Source organism: Nocardioides sp. (assembly GCF_030150155.1).
Lineage (GTDB): Bacteria > Actinomycetota > Actinomycetes > Propionibacteriales > Nocardioidaceae > Nocardioides.
Window position 1 is genome coordinate 66838 of the sequence record NZ_JASLGR010000046.1, and the last position, 19723, is coordinate 86560.

17 protein-coding genes and 1 pseudogene are annotated in these 19723 nt (G+C 66.0%); 4 read left to right on the forward strand and 14 right to left on the reverse strand.

The window, feature by feature from the left end:
* Positions 1–5: 5 nt before the first annotated feature.
* Positions 6–458, reverse strand: coding sequence for a nitroreductase family deazaflavin-dependent oxidoreductase (locus Q1V88_RS14935; RefSeq protein ID WP_300682084.1), 453 nt, complete (start codon positions 456–458; stop codon positions 6–8).
* 267 nt (positions 459–725) lie between these two features.
* Here Q1V88_RS14935 and Q1V88_RS14940 point away from each other — a divergent pair, with 267 nt between their 5' ends.
* The gene (locus tag Q1V88_RS14940; protein WP_300682085.1) at positions 726–1829 is read left to right on the forward strand and encodes a helix-turn-helix domain-containing protein; all 1104 of its coding nucleotides are present in this window, start codon (positions 726–728) and stop codon (positions 1827–1829) included.
* A 62-nt stretch (positions 1830–1891) separates the two neighbouring features.
* Here the strand turns inward: Q1V88_RS14940 and Q1V88_RS14945 are convergent, their stop codons facing one another.
* A complete protein-coding gene (locus Q1V88_RS14945; protein WP_300682086.1) occupies positions 1892–2494 on the reverse strand; it encodes a hypothetical protein in 603 nt (200 codons plus the stop codon).
* A gap of 99 nt (positions 2495–2593) precedes the next feature.
* On the reverse strand, positions 2594–3235 hold the full coding sequence (locus tag Q1V88_RS14950; RefSeq protein ID WP_300682087.1) for a hypothetical protein: 642 nt from the start codon (positions 3233–3235) through the stop codon (positions 2594–2596).
* A 744-nt stretch (positions 3236–3979) separates the two neighbouring features.
* Between Q1V88_RS14950 and Q1V88_RS14955 the strand changes: the two genes are divergently transcribed.
* Together Q1V88_RS14955 and Q1V88_RS14960 are read left to right on the forward strand one after the other, a co-directional pair.
* Positions 3980–5008, forward strand: coding sequence for a hypothetical protein (locus Q1V88_RS14955; RefSeq protein WP_300682088.1), 1029 nt, complete (start codon positions 3980–3982; stop codon positions 5006–5008).
* A gap of 169 nt (positions 5009–5177) precedes the next feature.
* Positions 5178–6983 carry an Ig-like domain repeat protein gene (locus tag Q1V88_RS14960; RefSeq protein ID WP_300682089.1) on the forward strand — a complete coding sequence of 602 codons (1806 nt, stop codon included), beginning with the start codon at positions 5178–5180 and terminating at the stop codon, positions 6981–6983.
* 326 nt (positions 6984–7309) lie between these two features.
* Here Q1V88_RS14960 and Q1V88_RS14965 read toward each other — a convergent pair whose 3' ends face one another.
* From Q1V88_RS14965 to Q1V88_RS15015, 11 genes and pseudogenes are all read right to left on the reverse strand, one after another.
* Positions 7310–7831 (reverse strand): hypothetical protein, encoded by a 522-nt coding sequence (locus Q1V88_RS14965; RefSeq protein ID WP_300682090.1) that lies wholly within the window; start codon positions 7829–7831, stop codon positions 7310–7312.
* Positions 7828–8421, reverse strand: coding sequence for a hypothetical protein (locus Q1V88_RS14970; protein ID WP_300682091.1), 594 nt, complete (start codon positions 8419–8421; stop codon positions 7828–7830). Before Q1V88_RS14970 ends, Q1V88_RS14965 begins: the two co-directional genes overlap by 4 nt.
* A 23-nt stretch (positions 8422–8444) precedes the next feature.
* Positions 8445–9590, reverse strand: coding sequence for an MlaD family protein (locus Q1V88_RS14975; RefSeq protein WP_300682092.1), 1146 nt, complete (start codon positions 9588–9590; stop codon positions 8445–8447).
* Complete coding sequence (locus Q1V88_RS14980) at positions 9587–10903, reverse strand: MCE family protein (protein ID WP_300682093.1); 1317 nt, start codon at positions 10901–10903, stop codon at positions 9587–9589. Before Q1V88_RS14980 ends, Q1V88_RS14975 begins: the two co-directional genes overlap by 4 nt.
* Complete coding sequence (locus tag Q1V88_RS14985) at positions 10900–11967, reverse strand: MCE family protein (protein ID WP_300682094.1); 1068 nt, start codon at positions 11965–11967, stop codon at positions 10900–10902. The genes Q1V88_RS14980 and Q1V88_RS14985 overlap by 4 nt, the downstream gene beginning before the upstream one ends.
* Positions 11964–12980 (reverse strand): MCE family protein, encoded by a 1017-nt coding sequence (locus Q1V88_RS14990; RefSeq protein WP_300682095.1) that lies wholly within the window; start codon positions 12978–12980, stop codon positions 11964–11966. Before Q1V88_RS14990 ends, Q1V88_RS14985 begins: the two co-directional genes overlap by 4 nt.
* Positions 12980–14017, reverse strand: a complete 1038-nt coding sequence (locus Q1V88_RS14995; RefSeq protein ID WP_300682096.1) for an MlaD family protein — start codon at positions 14015–14017, stop codon at positions 12980–12982. The genes Q1V88_RS14990 and Q1V88_RS14995 overlap by 1 nt, the downstream gene beginning before the upstream one ends.
* Before the next feature lie 5 nt (positions 14018–14022).
* Positions 14023–15357 (reverse strand): MCE family protein, encoded by a 1335-nt coding sequence (locus Q1V88_RS15000; protein ID WP_300682097.1) that lies wholly within the window; start codon positions 15355–15357, stop codon positions 14023–14025.
* The gene (locus Q1V88_RS15005; RefSeq protein WP_300682098.1) at positions 15354–16238 is read right to left on the reverse strand and encodes an ABC transporter permease; all 885 of its coding nucleotides are present in this window, start codon (positions 16236–16238) and stop codon (positions 15354–15356) included. Before Q1V88_RS15005 ends, Q1V88_RS15000 begins: the two co-directional genes overlap by 4 nt.
* On the reverse strand, positions 16238–16999 hold the full coding sequence (locus Q1V88_RS15010) for an ABC transporter permease (RefSeq protein WP_300682121.1): 762 nt from the start codon (positions 16997–16999) through the stop codon (positions 16238–16240). The genes Q1V88_RS15005 and Q1V88_RS15010 overlap by 1 nt, the downstream gene beginning before the upstream one ends.
* A gap of 444 nt (positions 17000–17443) precedes the next feature.
* Positions 17444–18040 (reverse strand): annotated as a pseudogene (locus Q1V88_RS15015) (ATP-binding cassette domain-containing protein); the annotation flags it as partial.
* A 446-nt stretch (positions 18041–18486) separates the two neighbouring features.
* Between Q1V88_RS15015 and Q1V88_RS15020 the strand changes: the two are divergent.
* On the forward strand, positions 18487–19719 hold the full coding sequence (locus Q1V88_RS15020; RefSeq protein ID WP_300682099.1) for a helix-turn-helix domain-containing protein: 1233 nt from the start codon (positions 18487–18489) through the stop codon (positions 19717–19719).
* Positions 19720–19723: the final 4 nt, after the last annotated feature.

The following is a 19723-nucleotide window of genomic DNA, read 5'->3' on the forward strand; positions in this document are numbered from 1 at the left end:
CTCCCTCACGCACGCGGCTCGCAGATCACGACGGGGATCTCGCGGGCCGTTCGTGCTTGGTAGGAGGCATAGCCCTTGTACGCCGCCGTGATGGCCGGCCACAGCGCCTGCTTCTCCTCCGGCGACGCCGTACGAGCGTGCCACGGGGCCTCATGGCCCCGGATCGTCAGGTAGACGTCGGGGTTCGCGACGAGGTTCCGGTACCAGTCCGGATCCCGGTCGTCCCCGCCCTTGGAGGCCACCAGGACGACGAGCCCCGGCTTGGAGATGGGTGCGGTCAAGAGGACCGTACGCCGCTGCCCTGACCGCCTCCCGACCGTGTGGAGCTCGACGGCCTGCATGCCGAACGCACTCTGGCCGAGGTGCCCGCGCGAGGCCATCAACACGGCACGGTGCCCGAGGTTGAGGGCCTTCATCACGTAGTCCCACGCTCGCCGACTGAGCGGGGAGGAGTTCACGATTCACAGCCTACGACTGCTGGGCTGATGGGTCGCATGTAGCTGCTCCCGGGTGTCGACTCTCAGGCCAGATTTGTTTCGCGCACGACAACCTTTGGTCACAATTTGATAACGACGACGCCGATTTTGTCCGGCCTCTCCCATCAGGGCAGTGCGTCTGGCGTCCTAGTGGCACAGGGCAGGTTCGGGAAGGGAGACAAGCGGATGAGCGTCGAACACGGGCAGGGCCGCATGAGGCACCCGCGGAGGGAGCACCCGCATGGGCATGTGCAACGTCCGCGGGAGACTGTTGTCGCCGAGCGCCTCCTGAATGATGCGTTGCTCGCCGATGATCCGTTGGCTGCTGAGCTTGCGCAGAGCGCCGTTGCGGCGTTCGCAGCGCACGGCGGAGATCCGGTGCTGGCGGCAGACGAAGTGGACCCGCTTGTCCGGCGGATCGGGGTTCGATTCTGTCGCGAGCAGGCGGATTCGCAAGCCCTCAGACTCGCCTTCTTCTCCGTCGGCCGGACGGCGCACGAGGTCCTGGCCGCCACCATTCCGCCTGCACGGCGACTGCGAGCGAGGTCGCTCCACGACCGTGTCGCTGAGTTGGTCTCGCTCCTGGCGTCGCGTGCGGAGGCAGCCCTGGAACGAGAGCAGCGTCGCGGAGAAGTGTCGGAGGCCGACGGTGAGCCTGGAGCTCTTCGGCAGGCGCTCTTCGGACATGTGACCGAAGACAGCCTGGACATCCTCGCTGATGCTGACGGGAATGCCAGTGAAGCCCTCCTGACCCCTCTGGTGGCGGTACGAGGAACACTGCCGGATCAGGCTCTTCGTGCCCGGGGATGCATCTCCGGGCTGGTTCCTTCCGAGGTGGCCGTCGCCGACATCACCGAGGTTGCGGCGACGCTCGCGGCCTCCGGCGTACAGGTGGTGGTGGGACTCCCGGCCCACGTGCGGGACTTCCCTGCGGCCGTTGATCTGGCCAGGAAGGCTGCCCGTCTGCTACGGAGCGGCAGGGTCGAGGACGGACGGACGGCCATTCCCTGTGTCGACCTTCTCGGGACCATCTTGATGACGCCCGATCCCTTCATCTCAGAGGTGCTGAGCGCTCGTCGTCTTGCGCCCTTGTCGGGCCTGTCGGATTCCAAGCGGATCGTGCTTGGCACGACCCTGCTGTTGTGGCTCGAGTCTGGCTTGCAGGTGGCTCAGCTCGCTACACGGATGCACGAGCCGCCACCGACGATGTACAGCCGGATTCATCGACTTCGGACCCTGTTCGGGAATGATCTCGACCGTCCTGATGCACGCTGCGAGATCATTGCTGCGCTCCGCCACTGCCTGCCGCAGTGGCGTGACACCGCCGCGAAGAAGCTGCGCCCTGGCCTCTGATCAACGAAAAACGGGCGTGGAATCGATGATCGATTCCACGCCCGTTCGGCGTATCTGACGACTCAGGCCACGAAGCGCCCGTTCGCAACGTCCAGGCTCACGCTGTTGTCGCTGCCCGGGACGAGCAGGTTGATCAGCCACGCCTGGAGTAGGCAGTTCTCGAAGTTACCGATCGTGTAGCTGCCCGTGAGATGGCCACCGTTGGTGATGTTGAAGGTGCTGCCAGCAGGGGTCGAAGCCGTGATGACGACCGGGTCCTTCGTCTGGCAGTGGCTTCCGACGATCATCGGGAGGCCTCCGACCTTCACGTCCGACAGGCGCAGGTAGTACGAGGCGGTCGTGTTGGCGAATCCGCGACCGATCACGCCGGTCAGCGGGGCGGCTTCGATGAAGTTCACCTTCGCGTCGATCGGGAGGAAGCCCGCAACGTAGAAGTGGGACTGCGCCGGGGCGATCGGCATGTGCCCGGTGAAGGTGTTCGTGGACGTGTCGTTGCTGATCGACAGCGTCGTCGGAGCGATGGTGATGTCGTTGTCCGTGTGGGTGACGTGGGACGTGCCGGAGACGTCGTACTCGACATTGAGGGTGGCGGCGTGAGCTGCCGACTGCACGGCGCACAGGGCGAGCGAGGCGAAACCAACAGCGAGAGCGGAACGGAGTTTCATCGGGATCTCCAGTGGGTGATGTATGAGGTCAGATCGGATAGAACTGGGATGGCAGCACAGGGCCGCCACGTCGAAACGTGGCGGCCCCGCCGAGGTGAATCAGCTGACCGTGACTGCGCCAGCGGCAGCGGTGAGGACATACTTGGCGACGAAGTTCGCTGAGTCGCCGGCAACGACCTGGCCCGAGCAACCGGTGGCACTCGTGATTGCCAGGGTTCCACCTGCCGTGGTTGCCAGGGTTTGGGTGGAGTTGGTGAAGGTTCCAGGAATGGAGCCAGCAGCGACGAAACTGCACAGCGACGAATCCTCAAGACCCGTCGACGGGTTGACAGCAATGACAGTTGCACTGATGTTGCCGACAGTGCCCGTGGTGACGCCGCTGGCTACGTTCGTGCCGTTCACCGTCCAGGTGCCGGACTGGTACACATGCATGGTCAGGCCCAGGGGGCCGATGCACGAGGTCCAGGTGGTGCTCGTGATGTCGGCGATCTTCCCGGCGGTGGGTGCACCGAGGTAGACCTTGCCAGCTGCCGTGCCCGAGCCGCAGCTCATGTTCACGTAGGGCGTGTAGAACGAGATCTGCGGCGAGGTGCCGGTGGTGGCGGCCGTGTAGGTCGTCGTGCCGGTGGAGGAGGAACCGGCAGTGACGTTGACCGGGGCGGCGGCGAACGCCGTTCCGGTAACAGCAAGGAGGGAAGCGGCGGCAGCGATGGGGGCTGCGACCTTGAAGCGAGACTTCATGGACTGCTCCTGTACTAGATATCGTGGACTGTGACGAGCGTCACAAAGAAGAGGTTGTCCGTTGGAATGACCTCTTGACAAGGGGGATGGGTGAGATTCATGGAATCCACGATTTTCAAGGAGGGCGACAGGTAAGCCAGGATGCTCTTCATAATTTCTATGAATCGATCGAATGATGCGATCAAATGATGGACTGGGTGCGGTCGGTCGAGGTATCAAGGCGCCTTTCCTAGGGCGGATCGCCTGGATGCAGGAGGACAATGGCGCATTGTGTCATCTAGGTGCCGGATTCACTGCGACGACGTGCACGTTCACGGCACGGAGAGTGTCCGAACCTGTGTCAACGGCGGACGACGTGGGTCGGGTCCCATTTCCTGAATGATCACAATGAATGATCAAACCGAAAAGCCGGGCACAACGTGGTCCAGAGAGTGCCGGCGTGAACCCAATCCTGATGGCTACAGGCGATTCACGTGGTAGAAATTTGGTTACTGGTGCACGTTCATTGTTAGTATGCCAATGGTTCCGGCACCGCCAGGGGTAGTAGGAATCTCATCGGTCGAGTCATGGCTCAATCTCGTTCGGGACGTTCCCCAGTGGCTCGTGCTCGTAGAGCCTCTAGGGCTGCATGCGTCGTCGCAACGAGCTCGACATGCGTGGTTCGGTTCCCATGATTTCTATGAACTGGGGCTTCCTTGAACTGATTCGGTGGCATCCGGCGACAATAGGTGCGAGAGTGGGTGGGTGAAGAAGCCTCTCCGCCTCCTGTCATGCGCGCTGGCACTGGGACTCGCGGCTGCGGTGCCATCTGTGGTTCCGGGAGCGCAGGCCAAGGAGAGCAAGCGCTATCCCGGGCTGCCCCAGATCTACGCAAAGGACTACTCCGTTAGCGATACCGAGGCAGTTGCAACGTCGGTTGGGCTAGGTGAGTCTCTACGCGCAAGGCAGTATTTCCGGCTGCCAGTCACAAGTCTGCGGGCCATCTCCGGCACCGACGAGGAAGGCTGGGTCGATACCACCTGCACGCGGCAGCCGCCTTTTAGTAACCGGATGGACTTCGTGATCCCGGTGTGGGCTGCCGCTGGATCGAATGGGCACGGGCTCGGCTACTTCCCGGAATTGACGGTTCGTTCTGTCGCATTCGGGTCGATTCCGGTCGAGGTGCATCTAGAGATCTCTCAAACGATTCGCCCCGAAGATGGATTTCCTACCCCATTGATGGCCAGTACTAAGACGTATGTGGTCTGTTCCCTCGACACTATGCCGGCCGAGTATGTCGCTGAGTATGGGCGCCATGCTGATGGCATCTCAGATCAATTGAATAGTGATTCGAAATTGACTGGAGATGTGAATATCCGTGTTACCGCCCTTGCTGTCGATGGGGTATCGGTGCCCGTCGGAACTCATTGCTCAACAACAAAACCGGCTTCGTTGAATCTGTCTGCTGCAGATTGGTGGATGTCTGACGTACCAAAGGCTGAACAACCATCCGGAGCCTGGAAGGCTCGAAAAAAATCGAAGTACTATCTAGCCACTGACGGCGGCCCGATGTCCGGAAATATATCAATTCCGTCATTTTCCGGCTGCGCCTCTGGCGCCGATGATGTTTCGGCGGTGATCACTTCCGCCGTCTCTGGCGCTGAAAATCCGGTGGAAATCTATCAATCCGTGATTAATTCCGGGTCGATGTGCGACGCCTCCGGAAAGCGAGATGCCGCTACGATCTTGCGGTGTGCGGGCGCCGCCGATCCGTTTGAGTATCCCGCGAAGTGAGGATTCTTTGCTCGCGGGGACGCGTCGCTGCTTGTCACCTGGATAACAAGTAAGGGTAACAGAACGGTAACTTCGAGTTGATCTCCAAGTGGATTTCTGTCGATTCACGTGATTGCGCCTAGCGTTCGAGGTCAGCCGCCTGGACGGTCTTACTGAAGAGGAGTCACACATGATCTCAACCCTTCGCAGGGGCGCTGTCGCCGTCTCTGCAGGCGCACTTCTTCTGGGGGCCGGTTCGCTCCCAGCTCACGCGGACGGGCAAGCGAACGTCCCCGTCGCCCTCGGCGGCCGCGTAGTCAGCTACCAGGGCACGCCGGGGATGAATGATTCGCCATGGCCCGATCCGCCCTCTTCTTTGTCGTCAAAGACGGTCGTGGGTATTGCAACGAGCCTGAATGCCAACCTTGCCCTGACGGACGATGGCCACATCACGGCCTGGGGGCCGTCGGAGATCAATGTCCCAGCAGGTCTGGTCGAGGACGGGGCCGCCGGATCCTTCCAGTCGGTCTATGGCGGAAGCACGTGGGTGGGCGCGATCACGAGCGCTGGGGCGATCAAGGTCTGGGGCACCGGGCGTGTCCATCTCGACGATCTAGCCCCTGCGGTCACCAATGCGAAGGCACTTTCCCTCGCGACCTCCTCCGGTCTCGTACTGAAGACGGACGGGACCGTCCAAGCGTGGGGTGGCAATAGTGTCGCGGGAACGATGGCGGCTCTCACACCAACGGACCTTGAGGGAGTCACGTCGATCGCGAACGGCGACACCTTCGGTCTCGCCGTTCAGCACGGAAAAGTGCGGGCCTGGGGCACGCAGACTGCCGTGACGAACTTGCCCGACGACGTGGCGGCATTGACCAATGTGACCCAGGTTGCTGCCTCGGGCTTTGGTGGTGACGCCTTCGCGTTGGCCGGCGGCCATCTCTACCACTGGGGCGTTGGGACGTTGGCGTCCAATGTCCCAGCGGCGCTCGATTCCAAGACCGTCACTCAGCTTTCCATCAGTTACGGGACCGGCAGCGCTGTGACGAGCGACGGCGGGGTCTATGCATGGACGAGTGTTGACGATTCCGGGTTCGCGGCGCCCGAAGCGAACGTCTCCTCCATTGCTGGGCTCGCGGCTGGATACTCGAACACGACCCAGAGCCTGGCGCTCCTGACGTCCTACCATGCCGTTACCAAGCCGACGCTGAGCAACACCTCGCCGACCGTTGGTTCGGTCCTGACTGCGACTGACGCGACGTTCTCCCTCACCGGCGGGACCGTCACAGGCCAGTGGTTCCGCGGCGACACTGCCATCGAGGGTGCGACCGGCACGACGTACACCGTCGCCGACGCTGACATCAACGCACAGTTGAGCTACAAGTCGACTGCCGTTCTGAACAATGAGACCGCCTCGTCGCAGTCCGACAAGACGAAGGCCGTGCCTGGTGCAGCTGCCTCTCTCTCCTTGACCGCGGCTGCGGCTAGCTACGGTCGCGCAGCTGCCGTGACCGCGAAGGTGGCGTCGACCGGAAGCGTTTCTGGCACTGTCGTGTTCAAGGTCGATGGCAAGCCTGCCGGGACTGGGAACCTCGTTGCTGGCAGTGCCCGCGTCAACCTGCCCGCCTCGCTCGCCGCCGGTGCGCACACTGTGACTGCCACGTATGCGGGTAACAGCTCGGTGTCGGCAGCCAACGGGTCGCTCCGAGTGAATGTCGCTCAGGCCACCAGCACCGCCAAGGTCGTGCTTCCGAAGAAGGCCAAGAAGGGCAAGAAGGCGAAGATCTCCGTCTCGATCGTCGCGTCGGGTGGCGTGGCCACCGGGAAGGTCACGGTGACGGTTGGAAAGTCGAAGGCGACCGGCACCCTCTCCGGGGGCAAGGCGTCGGTGACGATCAAGCTCAAGAAGAAGGGCAAGCAGAAGGTGACCGTCGTGTACGGCGGTGACCGCAACGTCCGCGGCTCGCGTGCCAGCGGATCTCTGAAGGTCAAGTAGTCCATCGCATCAAGTACACCGGCCGGCGTCCTTCGGGATGCCGGCCGGTGTGGCGTTCGAACCTGGCAGAGGCGCATCTGGCGATCCCGCTACCAGGCCTAGGGGCTTTTCGCGGTCATGTGTGTCCTGAGGACGATCACGTCGACACACATGGACGGGGCTCAGAGCGCACGCGGCCCTGGTTCGCTCCCGTGCAGCCGACGTGCGGGCGTGCGCTCCCATTCCGGTGGCCCCATCGCGCGAACAGGGCTGAGCCTCTCCCTGGAAACGACACGTGGCTGCAGGCGAATCGCCTGCGGCCACGTGTCATGTGAGGGGGGACCTCGTTACAGCGTGCTGAGGTCCGAGATCTTCCAACGGTTGCCCGACTTCTGGGCCGTGATCGACAGCTGCGCGGCCGACACGGTCGACTCCTTGTCGGTGGCGCGCTGCGAGGACTGGTCGACGAAGACCAGGAGCACTGCCTGGGAGTCGGTCAGGCTCTTCACCGCGGCGACCTGGACGGTCGCGGACAGCACGAGCTTCTGACCGGGAGCGCGCTCGGCGAGGGAGGAGAAGAGCTCGTCGTACTGACTCTTGGCCTTGCCGGTGAGGACGTCGGCCGCCGACTGCGCGGTGGTGCTCGGGTCGCTGTAGTCGTAGCTCAGGATGCCGATCAACGCCTTGCTGATCTGGCCCTGGACGTCGCTCGTCGCCGTTGTGTCCACGACTGCGAGGTTCTTGGCCGACGAGGTCGAACCCAGGTCGTGGGCCTGCCACAGCGCGCAGGCCGTCACAGCGCCCAGCACCACGCTGGCGCCCCACGGGACCCAGCCGGCGGTGAGGGCCTTCGGTGTCGTCAGCTTCACGAGACCGACACCGCCACCTGCTCGAGGCGCTCCAGAAGCCACTGGCCGCGGACCAGCACCAGGTCGGCACTGAACCGGTTTCGCTTCACGGTGGGCTCCTTCGTCGTGTCAGTGCCGTCGGCGACGGTCACCTCGACCGAGGCGATCACCGACGCCTTCGTCGCGTCGACCGAGGTGACCGCGGCGTCGACGACCTTGCCGACCGAGATCTTGCCCTGATCGGCGAGCAGCTTCTTGTCCTCGTCGCTCACCTGAGCGATCTGGTCGTGCAGCGTGCCGGTGGTGACCTTCATCCAGGCGTCGAGGCCCTTCGCCGCGGAGCGGTAGTCCAGGGAGTTCATCGTCTGGATGTCGCTGGTCGCCGCGATGAGTACGGCGTCACGGGTCGCTGCCAGGTCGTAGGTGTCGTTGTGCGCCGCCCGCCACCACAGCACGAGCGAGGCGATCACCGCCACCGCGAGGACACCGGGCACCAGCCAGCGCAGCCGTCGCACCCAGGTGCCACGACCGTCGCCGGTGTCGGCTCCGAGGGAGACCAGCGCAGCCTCCTGGTCGGTGTCGTGCTCGTCCGGCCCTGATGTCTCGCTCACTGCATCCTCCGTCGTGCCTGTGCTCACTGGCTGCCACCCAACAGGTCGGCCAGCGAGCCGGCGACCTGGATCCGTGTCGTGGCCGAGGCACCCTTCGGCGCCGCGGAGGCGCCTCGGACCTGGCCGCCCGACGGAGCGGAGGTGCACGAAGCATCGGTGTTGAACCCGGTCGAGCTGGTGTCGGTGCCCTGGTGCTTCGCGGTGCCACCATAGCCGTTGGTGCAGGGCAGCGGGCTGAAGAACGTCGGAGCCAGACCCATGTTGAGACCACGGGAGCTGTTGATCGCCCAGCCGACCGAGACGGCCTCCGGCATCCGCACCAGGGCGTCCTCGACGCCGGCGGAGTTGGTGCCGAAGATCTCGGCCGGCGTCACCAGGTTGCTCATCAGGATGCCCAACGGGCGACCGACCTGGTCGATCAGGGCCGAGACCTCGCGCGCCGCAGCGGGGGAGTTCTCGATCAGCTTGCGCAGGTTGGAGTCCGAGGACTTGAGAGTGGTGGCGAGCACCCCCAGGTCATGGCTGTAGGCCCTGATGCTGGCCGCCGACTTCTCCTGGGTGTCGAGCACCTGGGTCGAGTTCTTGATCAGCGACGAGCTGGTCAGCCAGTTCCGGTCGGCCGCCTCGGCGAAGTCGGTCGAGGTGGAGACCAGTCGCCGAATCGACTCGGCGCTGCCCTGGGACAGGTCGTAGGTCTCGTCGATGACGGTGTTGAGGTCGTCCTGGGGGACCGAGGCGGTGAAGTCACGGCCCGCCCGCAGCATGGAGGTCAGGTCCGGCGTCAGGGTCGTCACGGTGAGGCGATCGCCGTCCTCCAACGCGCCGGTGGAGCCGCCACGCAGGTCCAGGTACTGCTCACCGATGACCGACCGGTCGGCCACCGCCGCCGTCACGTCCGTCGGGATCGACGGGGCACTGCCGTTGATGTGCAGCACCGCCGTGACGCCGGTGCTCGAGGCGGTCAGGCTCTCGACCTTCCCGACCTGGACCCCGTGGTAGGTGACCTCGCCGTTCACGAACAGCCCGGAGGCGTCGCTGAGGGAGGCTGTCACCTGGTAGCCGGAGCTGAACAGGTGCAGGCCGGCGTACTTGGCCCCCAGATAGGAGGTCGTCAGGAGAGCGAGGACGACGAAGGCGATCACCTTCGTGCGGATGGCCCTGGTGATCACGGGGTCTCCTGTTCGGTCGCCGACGGCGAGGTCGTCGGGGAGGAGGTGTCCGTCACGGCCGGCTCACTAGGTTCACCACTTGGGAGGGTAGTGGCGCTCGACGAGGAGCTGGCCGTGACGGACGGCTGGTGGCTCGAGTGCGGGCTGCTCGACGACGACGACGGGCTGCTGGAGCCCGAAGCGCTGGGCGAGGCCGTACCCGAGGGCAGGACAGGCATGTACGAGTACAGGGACGGCGCCTTCCGCAGTGACGACGCCGCCTGCGGCCAGGCACAGCCGGAGCTGGCGCAGTTGGCCGGAAGGGTGCGGAAGTTCGTCGTGACGAAGACGTTCATGTAGTCACCCTTGACGGCGTTCAGCACCGAGTCCGGGAACGGGTAGGTGAGCAGGATCTGCAGCGACTCCGGCAGGTCCTTGCCGGCCCTGGCGAGCTGGGTGAGGATCGGGTCCAGGGCCTTGAAGTCGGCGACGATGTCGTCCTGGGACGCGTTCAGCGTCTTGACCGTCACCGTCGACAGCTTGTCGAGCGCGGCGAGCATGGCCGTCAGCTGGGTGCGCTGGTCGACCATGACCTGCATGCCCGGGCTCAACCGGTCCAAGGCGTTGGCGAGCTTGGCCTTGTCGGTGTCGAGACGCTTCGACAGCGCCTCCAGGCCGTCGAGGGCGCCGGTGATCGAGTCACGGCGGGTGTTGAGGGTGGAGGTGAACCGGCTCAGCTGGGTGACGAAGGAGCGGATCTTCTGCGGGTTGTCGCTGCTGATCTTCTGCAGCTCGCGTGAGATCTCCTGGAACTGACCCACGCCTCCGCCGTTGAGCACCATCGACAGGGCGCCGAGGACCTGCTCGACCTCGGCGGCCGCGGATGTGTCGCCGAGCGCGAGGGTGTCACCACTGTGCATCATCGCCGTGGTGGCGGTCGTGCCCGTGGTCCCTGTGGTGGGACGGATCAGGGCGACGTACTTCTCCCCGAGGAGCGAGGTCTGCTGGAGGCGAGCCTGGGTGCCGACCGGGAGGTCGGCATCGGCGTTGACCACGAGGGTGACCTCGGCGCTGTGCCCGTCGGCGTTCAGCTTGACCGCCGAGACCCGCCCGACCGACACGTTGTCGACCTTGACGCTGGACTGCGGCACCAGGTCGAGGACGTCGGCGAACTGCGCCTTCAGGGTGAGCGGATGGGAGCCGACGTCAGCACCGCCGGGGAGGTTCGCGTTGTAGACCCAGCCGCTCGTCAGGCCCCGGGCCCCGACGACGATCAGCCCGCCGACAACGAGGACCCCGACCACCCCGACCAGGAAACGTACGGTCCGGTTCACTGGGACACCTTCTTCTGCATCGCCGAACCGGAACCGGAGTCGAGGCCGGGCAGCAGCACCGGCGGTGCCGCCGACGACGTACGCGCGGTCTTGCCGTCGGTGCTCGCCCACACCGACAGCTCGTTGAGGTCACCGCGGCCGTCGATCGTGTTGTTCTTGGAGTTGTAGGCGTTGAGGAAGTTCTGCAGCGCGAGCGGGATCGTCTTGACCGCCTCCTCGAGCGACTTCTTCTGCTTCACCAGGGTCTGGGTGGGACCGGTCAGCTGCTTGACCGAGTTGGTCAGGTGCCCGCGGTTCTCCTTGATGAAGTCATCGAGTACGCCGAGCGCGTCACCGAGGTTCGCGATCGCGCTGCCGAGGTCGTCGGAGTCGTCGGCGAGGTACTTGCTGACCGCGGCCAGCTGCCGGTTCGCGTCGGCGACTCCCTGGTCGTGGGCGACCAGCATCGTGTTGAGGGAGTCCAGGTTGCCGACGGTGGCGAAGAAGTCGTCCTCGGAGCCCGACAGCGTGCCGGTGGCCTTGCCGAACTCGTTGAGCATCGTGTTGATGTTCTTGCCCTCGCCGCCGAGGTTCTGCGCGGCCACCTTCAGCAGGCGCGACAGGGCACCGTTCTTGTTGGCGCCCTCGGGTCCGAGCTGGGTGGTGAGGTCGGTGAGCGAGGAGTAGAGCTGGTCGATCTCGACCGGCACCTGCGTCTTGGTGATGGTGGCGCCCGCCTTGAGGGCGGTGCCGCTGGTGTACGGCGCCGTGAGCTGGACATACCGGTCGCTGACCATCGTGGGGGAGACGATCGCCGCCCCGGTGTCGGCCGCCGCCTTGCGGCCGTGGTCGAGCGTCATCGTGACCTTCACGCCGTCCTTGTTCGGCGTCACCGCCGTCACCTTGCCGACCTTGACGCCCAGCATCCGCACGTCCGAGCCCTGGTAGAGCCCGACGGCCGAGCTGAACTGGGCCGAGACCGTGGTGCCGCGCTTCGGCATGCCGGGCAGGGCACCCATCACGACGGCGAGGCCGATGCCGGCCACCACCGCGACGGCGATCAGGGTGATCCATGCGCGCTTCACTTCGAGCCTCCCGGGTGGCAGTTGCGGACCACGTTGTTCTCCAGCACCGGCGCGCCGGTGGCGTCGAACAGGCCACACAGATACGAGTCGACCCAGCGTCCGTTGCCCATCGCGTTGGTGAGCATCCGGTAGTAGGGGCCGATGTCGGCCAGGGCCTTGTCCAGGTTGTCCTGGTTCTTCTGCAGGATCGCGCTGACCTGGTCGAGCTTGGCCAGGGCCGGCGCGAGCTGCTTCTCGTTGTCAGCGACCAGGCCACGGACCTGGGTGCCGAGCGCGGCAGTGCCGGTGAGCATCTTCTTGACCGCGTCGCGGCGGCTCTGCAGTTCGGTGAGGAGCGAGTCGCCGTCGTCGATCAGCGCTCCCAGCTCGGTGTTGCGGCTCGAGAGGCTGTTGGTGACCTTCGAGGTCTGCTGGAACAGCTCGGAGAGCTGGCCGTCGCGGGTGGAGATGGTGCGAGACAGGTCGGTCAGACCCGACACCATCTTCTTCACCGACGCGGGGGTGTTCTTGAAGGCCTCCGACAGCACATCCATGCTCTTCTCCATCGACGCCGTGTCGATCTCGTCGACCGTGGTCGACAGGTCGGAGAACGCCGCTGCGACGTCGTACGGCGTGGTGGTGCGGGACTCGGGGATGGCCGAGCCCAGGTCCGCGCGGCCGGCCGGATCCAGCGCCAGGTACTTCTGCCCGAGCAGGGTCTTGACCTTGATCGCCGCGGTGGTCTGGTCGCCCAGGTGCACGCCCTTGGTGCGGAAGGTGACCACGACCTTGTCGCCGACCAGGTCGACGTTGCTGACCTTGCCGACCTTGACGCCGGCGACCCGGACCTCGTTGCCGGCCTTGAGGCCACCTGACTCGGCGAAGTAGGCACTGCGCTGCTTGCCTCCGCCGATCACCGGCAGGGAGTCGGCGTAGAAGGCCGCGAAGAAGCCGGCGATCAGCAGCGCCAGCGCGATCACCGCGATGACCACCTTGTTGCGCTCATCGAACGCGGTGGGAAAACGACGCGACATCAGCGGCACCTCTTGTCGATCGGGTTGACGCCCAGGTCGCCCATGTACCCCTCGGGCAGCGGGATTCGACCCTGGATGGAGCAGACGTAGAAGTTCAGCCAGCTGCCGTAGCTCGCCACCCGGCCGATGGTCTCGAGCTTGGTCGGCAGCTTCTCCAGGAACGAGTTGAGCTCGGTGGAGGAGCCGGCCAGGTTCGCTGACAGATCGCCGAGGGAGGAGATCGACTTCTTCAACGGGGCACGGCCCTTGGTGAGCAGGTCCGAGACCGAGGTGGTGAGGTTGCCCAGCCCGCTGATGCTCTGCCCGATCGTCGCCCGGTCCTGGGACAGGCCGGTGACGAGCTTCTGCAGCGTCACGATCGTGGTGTCGAGCTGACCCGAACGCTGGTTGACCACGGTCAGGACCGAGTTCAGGTCGGTGATCAGGTTGCCGATCACCTGGTCCCGGTCAGCCAGGGTCGAGGTGAGGCTGGCGGCGCTGGAGACGAGGTCGTCCACGGTCGGGCCCTCGCCCTGGAAGACGGCGATGATCTGGGACGACAGCGTGTTGACGTCGTCGGGGTTAAGCAGCCGGAACAGGGGCTGGAACCCGTTGAACAGGGCCGTGAGGTCGAGCGCCGGTGTGGTCTGGTCGGTGCTGAACACGTAGTTGGCCGGCAGCGTCGTGCCCGGCGTCGTGGGCGGGGCCAGGGAGAGGTAGCGCTGCCCGACGAGGTTGCGGAACCGCAGCTGAGCGGTGGTGCCCTGCGTCATCGGCGTGGAGTCGGTGACGGTGAACCTCACCCGTGCGACGTCACCCGCAGCCGGGTCCTCGCTGACCGAGATCTTGTCCACCGTGCCGACCTTGACGCCGGCCATCCGGACGTCGTCGCCGGTGTGCAGGCTGGTCACGTCGGTGAACATCGCGGTGTACGTGTGGCTGTTGCCGCTCGCGCTGTTCCGGATCGTGCCGGCCAGGGCGAGGGTGGCCAAGGCCGTGGCCACGATGAAGACGATGCTCTTGACCAGGGTCAAGCGAAAGCCGTCAAGGCCGAACATGCTCCTCATTTCACGGTCACCTCGGTCCCGCGCAGGATCGGACCGAGCAGCAGGCTGGACCAGGTCGGGTACGTCGACGGGGCCTGCCCCTTCGTCGGAGCGATCAGCTCGTTGATCAGCTCGCTCTCGGCGGGGGAGTTGACCTCGCCGAGGTCGGTGTCGGCCACTGCGAGGCGGCTGACCGTCGGTGCGGCGATCGTCGGGATGTCGTCGGTCGTGCCTGCAGTGCCATCGGTGTCGGCAGAGCTCGTGGTGACCCCGGCCCGTCCGACCGACTGAGTGCCGGTCTGGCCGGTCACGTACGGGCACCGCGGGCCGCCCTGGGCGTTGTAGCGCGGCGAGTCCTGGCCGGCGAGGTACTTGCCCCGGGAGGAGACGACGTTGAGCACGACGTGGATGCCGGGCTCCTTGGTGCCCTTGCCGAGGTTCGCGTCCATCGCCGGGATGTAGCTCTTCATCGCCCGGAACAGGCAGGGGAACTCGCTGGCGTACGGCGCGGCCGCCTCCAGTGCCTTGCGGCTCGAGGCCGACAGCACGCGGATGGTCTTGTCGTTGGACTTCACCCAGCCGGTGCTGGTGTTGGAGGCGTCGATGACGGTGGCGAACGCCGAGCTGAGCTGGTCACGCTCGGCCACCAGGGTGGCCGACGTGGTCGTCATCGTGTCGAGCGCATCGAGCAGGTCCGGGACGGCGTCGGCGTACTGCGTCGCCACCCGGCCCAGCGAGGCGAAGTCGTCGGCCATCTGGGGGACCAGCGGGTTGAGCTTCTTGAAGTACGCCTGCCAGGCGTCCATCGATCCGCCGATCGCACTGCCCTGGCCGCGCAGCGCGGCGGCCATCTCGCCCAGCGTCGCTGAGAGCTTCTCGGGCTGGATCGAGCGCAGCAGCGGCAGCATCTGGTCCAGCACCTCCTGGAGCTCGACAGCGGACTGGGTGGTGTCCTGACGGATCTGGCCACCGTGGGCCAGCGTCGCGGCAGCGGTGGTGCTGCCCGACGGCGCCTGGAGGGCGACGTACCGCTCACCGAAGAGGGTCTTGGGCAGCAGCCGTGCGGTGGTCGAGGAGGAGAGCTCGTCGGCGACCGAGGGCTTGAGCTCGAGCGTCAGCTCGGCGCCGTCGGCGGTCGGGCTGATCCCGGTGACGGTGCCGACCGGGACGCCGCGCAGCTTCACGTCGGAGCCCTTCTGGATCGCGTTGCCCAGGGTGCCGGTGGTCAACGTCACGGTCGTGTGCGGGGTGAACGCCTTCTGGTAGAAGAGCACGGCCCCGAAGAGGAACGCCGCGACCAGAGCGAAGTAGGCACACCCGAGGACGACGTCGATGATGCGTCCGCGGCTCATCCGGCGATCCTCACGGTCGTCGTGCTGCCCCACATCGCGAGCGAGAGGACGAGGTCGAGAAGCGCCACCGTGACGATGCTGGTGCGCACCGACCGACCGACGGCGATCCCGACGCCGGCAGGTCCGCCGCTGGCCTGGTAGCCGATCCGGCAGTGGATCAGGATGATCAGCACCGAGAAGATCAGCACCTTGCCGAACGAGAGCGCGATGTCGACCGGCGGCAGGAAGAGCTGGAAGTAGTGGTCGTAGGTGCCTGCGGACTGGCCACGCATCCACACCGTGACGATGCGCGAGCCGGCGTACGACGTCAGCAGGCCGATCACGTAGAGCGGGATGATCGCGATGAAGCCGGCGATCACGCGCGTCGAGACCAGGTACGGCACGGCGGGCACGCCGATCACCCGCAGGGCGTCGACCTCCTCGTTGATCCGCATCGCGCCGAGCTGGGCGGTGAAGCCGGCGCCGACGGTGGCCGACATCGCCAGCGCAGCCACCAGCGGGGCGATCTCCCGGGTGTTGAAGTACGCCGAGATGAAGCCGTTCAGGGTCGAGGTGCCGATCTGGTCCAGGGCGGCGTAGCCCTGCATGCCGACGACGGTGCCGACGAAGAGGCACATCCCGACCATGACGCCGATGGTGCCGCCGATGACGGCCAGGGCGCCGGTGCCGAAGCTCACCTCGGACAGGATGGCCAGCACCTCCTTGCGGAACTTGCGCAGCGCGTACGGCACAGCACCCAGGACGCGACCGTAGAAGCGCAGGTCCCTGCCGGTGCGGGCGACGCCGTCCAGGGCGCGGTCCCACAGCGGGCGCTTGGCGGGTTTCTTGGGCGTCTTCGCGGTGGGCTTCGTGGCCCGGCGTGAGACAGGAGTGGTGCTCATCAGGCCCCCTTACCCGGGACGAGCTGCAGATACAGCGTGGTGATGACGAAGTTGACGAAGAAGAGCAGCAGGAAGGTGACCACGACGGACTGGTTCACCGACTCGCCGACGCCCTTCGGGCCGGGGCGGGTGTTGAGGCCGCGGTAGGCGGCCACCACGCCGGCGATGAAGCCGAACGCGAGCGCCTTGATCTCACCGACCACCAGATCGGAGGTCTGGGCCAGCGCGGTGAAGCTGGCCAGGTAGGCACCGGGTGTGCCGCCCTGGACCACGACGTTGAAGAAGTAGCCACCCAGCACACCGACGACGGAGACGAGGCCGTTGAGCAGGACCGCGGATCCCATGCAGCCCAGCACCCGGGGGACGACGAGGCGTTGGATCGGATCGACACCGATCACCTTGAGCGCCTCGATCTCCTCCCTGATCGTGCGGGCTCCGAGGTCCGCACAGATGGCGGCACCTCCTGCTCCGGCGATCACCAGGGTCGTGACGATCGGTGCCGCCTGTTGGACCACCGCGAGCACGCTGGCCGCGCCGGTGAAGGACTGGGCCCCGACCTGCACGGTCAGGGTGCCGAGCTGGAGTGCGATCACCGCACCGAACGGGATCGCGACCAGCATCGCGGGGACCCAGGACACGCTGGTGACGAACCAGAACTGCTCGACGAGCTCGCGCCCGGCGAACGGCCGACGGAACGAGGCCCTGATCGTGTCCAGAGCCAGAGCGAACAGCGCACCGACCTGGGTCAGCGCGCGGCTGATCGGGTCGGGACGACGTACCCCGGATCCTCGGTCTGCCTCCTCGTCGTCGGCGACATAGAGTCGCGCGGCACCGCTGGAGACCCGCTGGGCGTGGCGCTGGGCGCTCGCCCGCGGGAAGCCACCGGAGGGGACCAGCTGGCGGGGCACGACCTCGATCGCGCGGGCACCGGCCCGGACGGAGTCGAGCCCGTCCATCCGGTAGCCCTCGGCGCGGACGCCGTTGTAGGCCTCGGCGCGGACCAGCTCCTCCTCGTGGACCTCCTCCACGAGGGAGTGGTCGACCTCCTCGCTCATCCCGATCGGACCGACCGGGTCACCGCTCATGAACTGCGAGACCACCGGGTGGTCGGTGAGCAGGAACTCCTCGCGCGGACCGAACATCACCAGGTGGCGGCGGTAGAGCATGCCGAGGTTGTCGGGCAGGGTGCGGGCCAGCTCGATGTTGTGCGTGACGACGAGCATCGTGGCGTCGGTCTGGGCGTTGACGTCGAGCAGGAGCTGCGCGAGGTTCGCGGTCCGGACCGGGTCCAGACCCGAGTCGGGCTCGTCACACAGGATGATCTCGGGGGCGGTGACCAGCGAGCGGGCCAGGCCCGCACGCTTCTTCATGCCGCCCGACATCTCCCCGGGGAGCTTGTGCTCCTGGCCGAGCAGGCCGACCAGGTCGAGCTTGTCGTTGACGATCTGGCGGATCTCCGCCTCGGTCTTGTGGGTGTGGGAGCGCAGGGGGAAGGCGACGTTGTCGTAGACGCTCATCGATCCGAAGAGGGCGCCGTCCTGGAAGAGCACGCCGAACTTCTTGCGAAGGTCGAGGCGCTGCGACTCCTTGGCACGCACCATGTCGACGCCGTTGACGACACAGGTGCCGTCCTCGGGGCGGATCAGGCCCATCAGCGACTTCAGGAAGACGGACTTGCCGGTGCCCGAGGGCCCGAGCAGAGCGGTGATCTCACCGGGAGGCAGCGTCAGCGTGACGTCGCTCCAGATGTTCTGCGAGCCGAAGGACTTGGTGAGGCCTTCGACCTCGACGGTGCCACCCATGTTTCTCCTCAATCGCTCGGAGCAGGCAGACGCCTGCTCACGCCGTGACGTTAAGGCGGTCCGGGCCGCTGTGGTGGCCTGCGCCACAAACTCCTGGCCTTGTTACCGTTTCGTTACTCTCACTTGTGCTGGGCCTAACAACTCCGGCCCGAAACGACTCTCAACCCTGGGAAACCTCTGTGGCTCTGCCCGTCCGCTGTTGCGCTGAGAGTTGTCACGCCCCTCACAACTTCTGGGGTGTTCCCAGGGGAGGGGGTGGATTTTGTGGAGTTCCGGTTGCGAGGCTCCCTCCGGCTGGGGACGTTTGTCCCCTGAGGGGGCTAAATGTCGGCTGACGCCCACAAAAGTCGGCGGCAGGTGAGAGTGTGATGTCCAACACAGGCGACGAGGAGGGGTCGGGTGGATCACGTCACAAGAAACCGGCAGCACGAAAGCGGACGCGGCCGATGAGCCAAGCCTGGGCTGAGGCCGACGAGGCCACCGTGCCGGCAGGCGTTGTGCAACACCTCGGGGACCGGGTCAACCAGTTCGCCGACGACATCACTCGACGGATCCAGTCCGAGGTGACCTCCTACGCGGGACCGGCGGAGGGCCGGCGCCCGCGTCTGATCGCGATGGCTACCGGGCAGGCCGCTGCGCTCTTCCTCAAGCGCCTGGCCGGCGGTCGGGTGAGCAGCAGCGGGGTCGACGACCTGTTCCGCAGGATGGGCTACGGCGAGGGGATCGAGGGCAACACCCTGGACTCACTCAGTGCCGCCGTCCACCTGGCCGGACGCCAGGGCTGGCGCCACCTGCAACGAGCGATCCTGGAGGCAGGACTCTCCGCAGCGACCCTCGCCCACGCCGGCGAGGACCTGATGGCGTACGTCGACCACCTCGTCGCCCAGGCGGCGACCGGGCACCAGATGGCGCTGCGCCAGCGCGACCGCGACGTGGAGCACAACCGTGCCGAGCTGATCCGCGACCTCACCGAGGGACACGACCTGGCGACCATCACCGCTCATGCGGAGGCCGCCGGGTGGGACCTCCCGGCCGAGGTCGTCGTGCTGGTGGGGATCAGTGACGACCGGGCCCACCTCTGGCCCGATACCGAGGCCACCGGGCCGGAGACCCTGGCCCTGATCGGCAAGGACTCCGCGACCTACATCGTTCCGCTCGACCACGTCGAGGACGTGGTCGCCCAGTGCGCGGCCGACGACGTCGTGCTGGCCCGGTGCTGGAAGGTCGACGTCGAGGACACCATCCACGGGATCCGTTGGGCCAAGCGGACCATCGACCTGGTGCAGGCCGGGGTGCTGCCCCGCACGCCGGTCGTGACCTGCTCGCTGTTCTACTCCCAGCTGTGGCTGCACGGGGAGCCGGCCCTGCGCCGGCACCTGTCCCAGGAGCTGCTCCGCCCCCTGCTCGCCGAGAGTCCGAATTCCCGAGAGATTCTCTCCGAGACGTTGCTGGTGTGGCTGGAGACCCGGGAGAGTGCTCCCGCGATCGCTGCCATCCTGGGGGTCCATCCGCAGACTGTCCGCTACCGATGGCGGCGGATCAACGAGCTCTTCGGCGACCTGCTGCGTGACCCGGAGTATGTCGGTCAGTTAACGATGGTGCTCAAGTCCAGCCTTCCGTTGTGGTTGGCCGGCCACAAGGGTGACTTCGAACGCTATTGGAAGGTGGAAGCAGGGTGACATC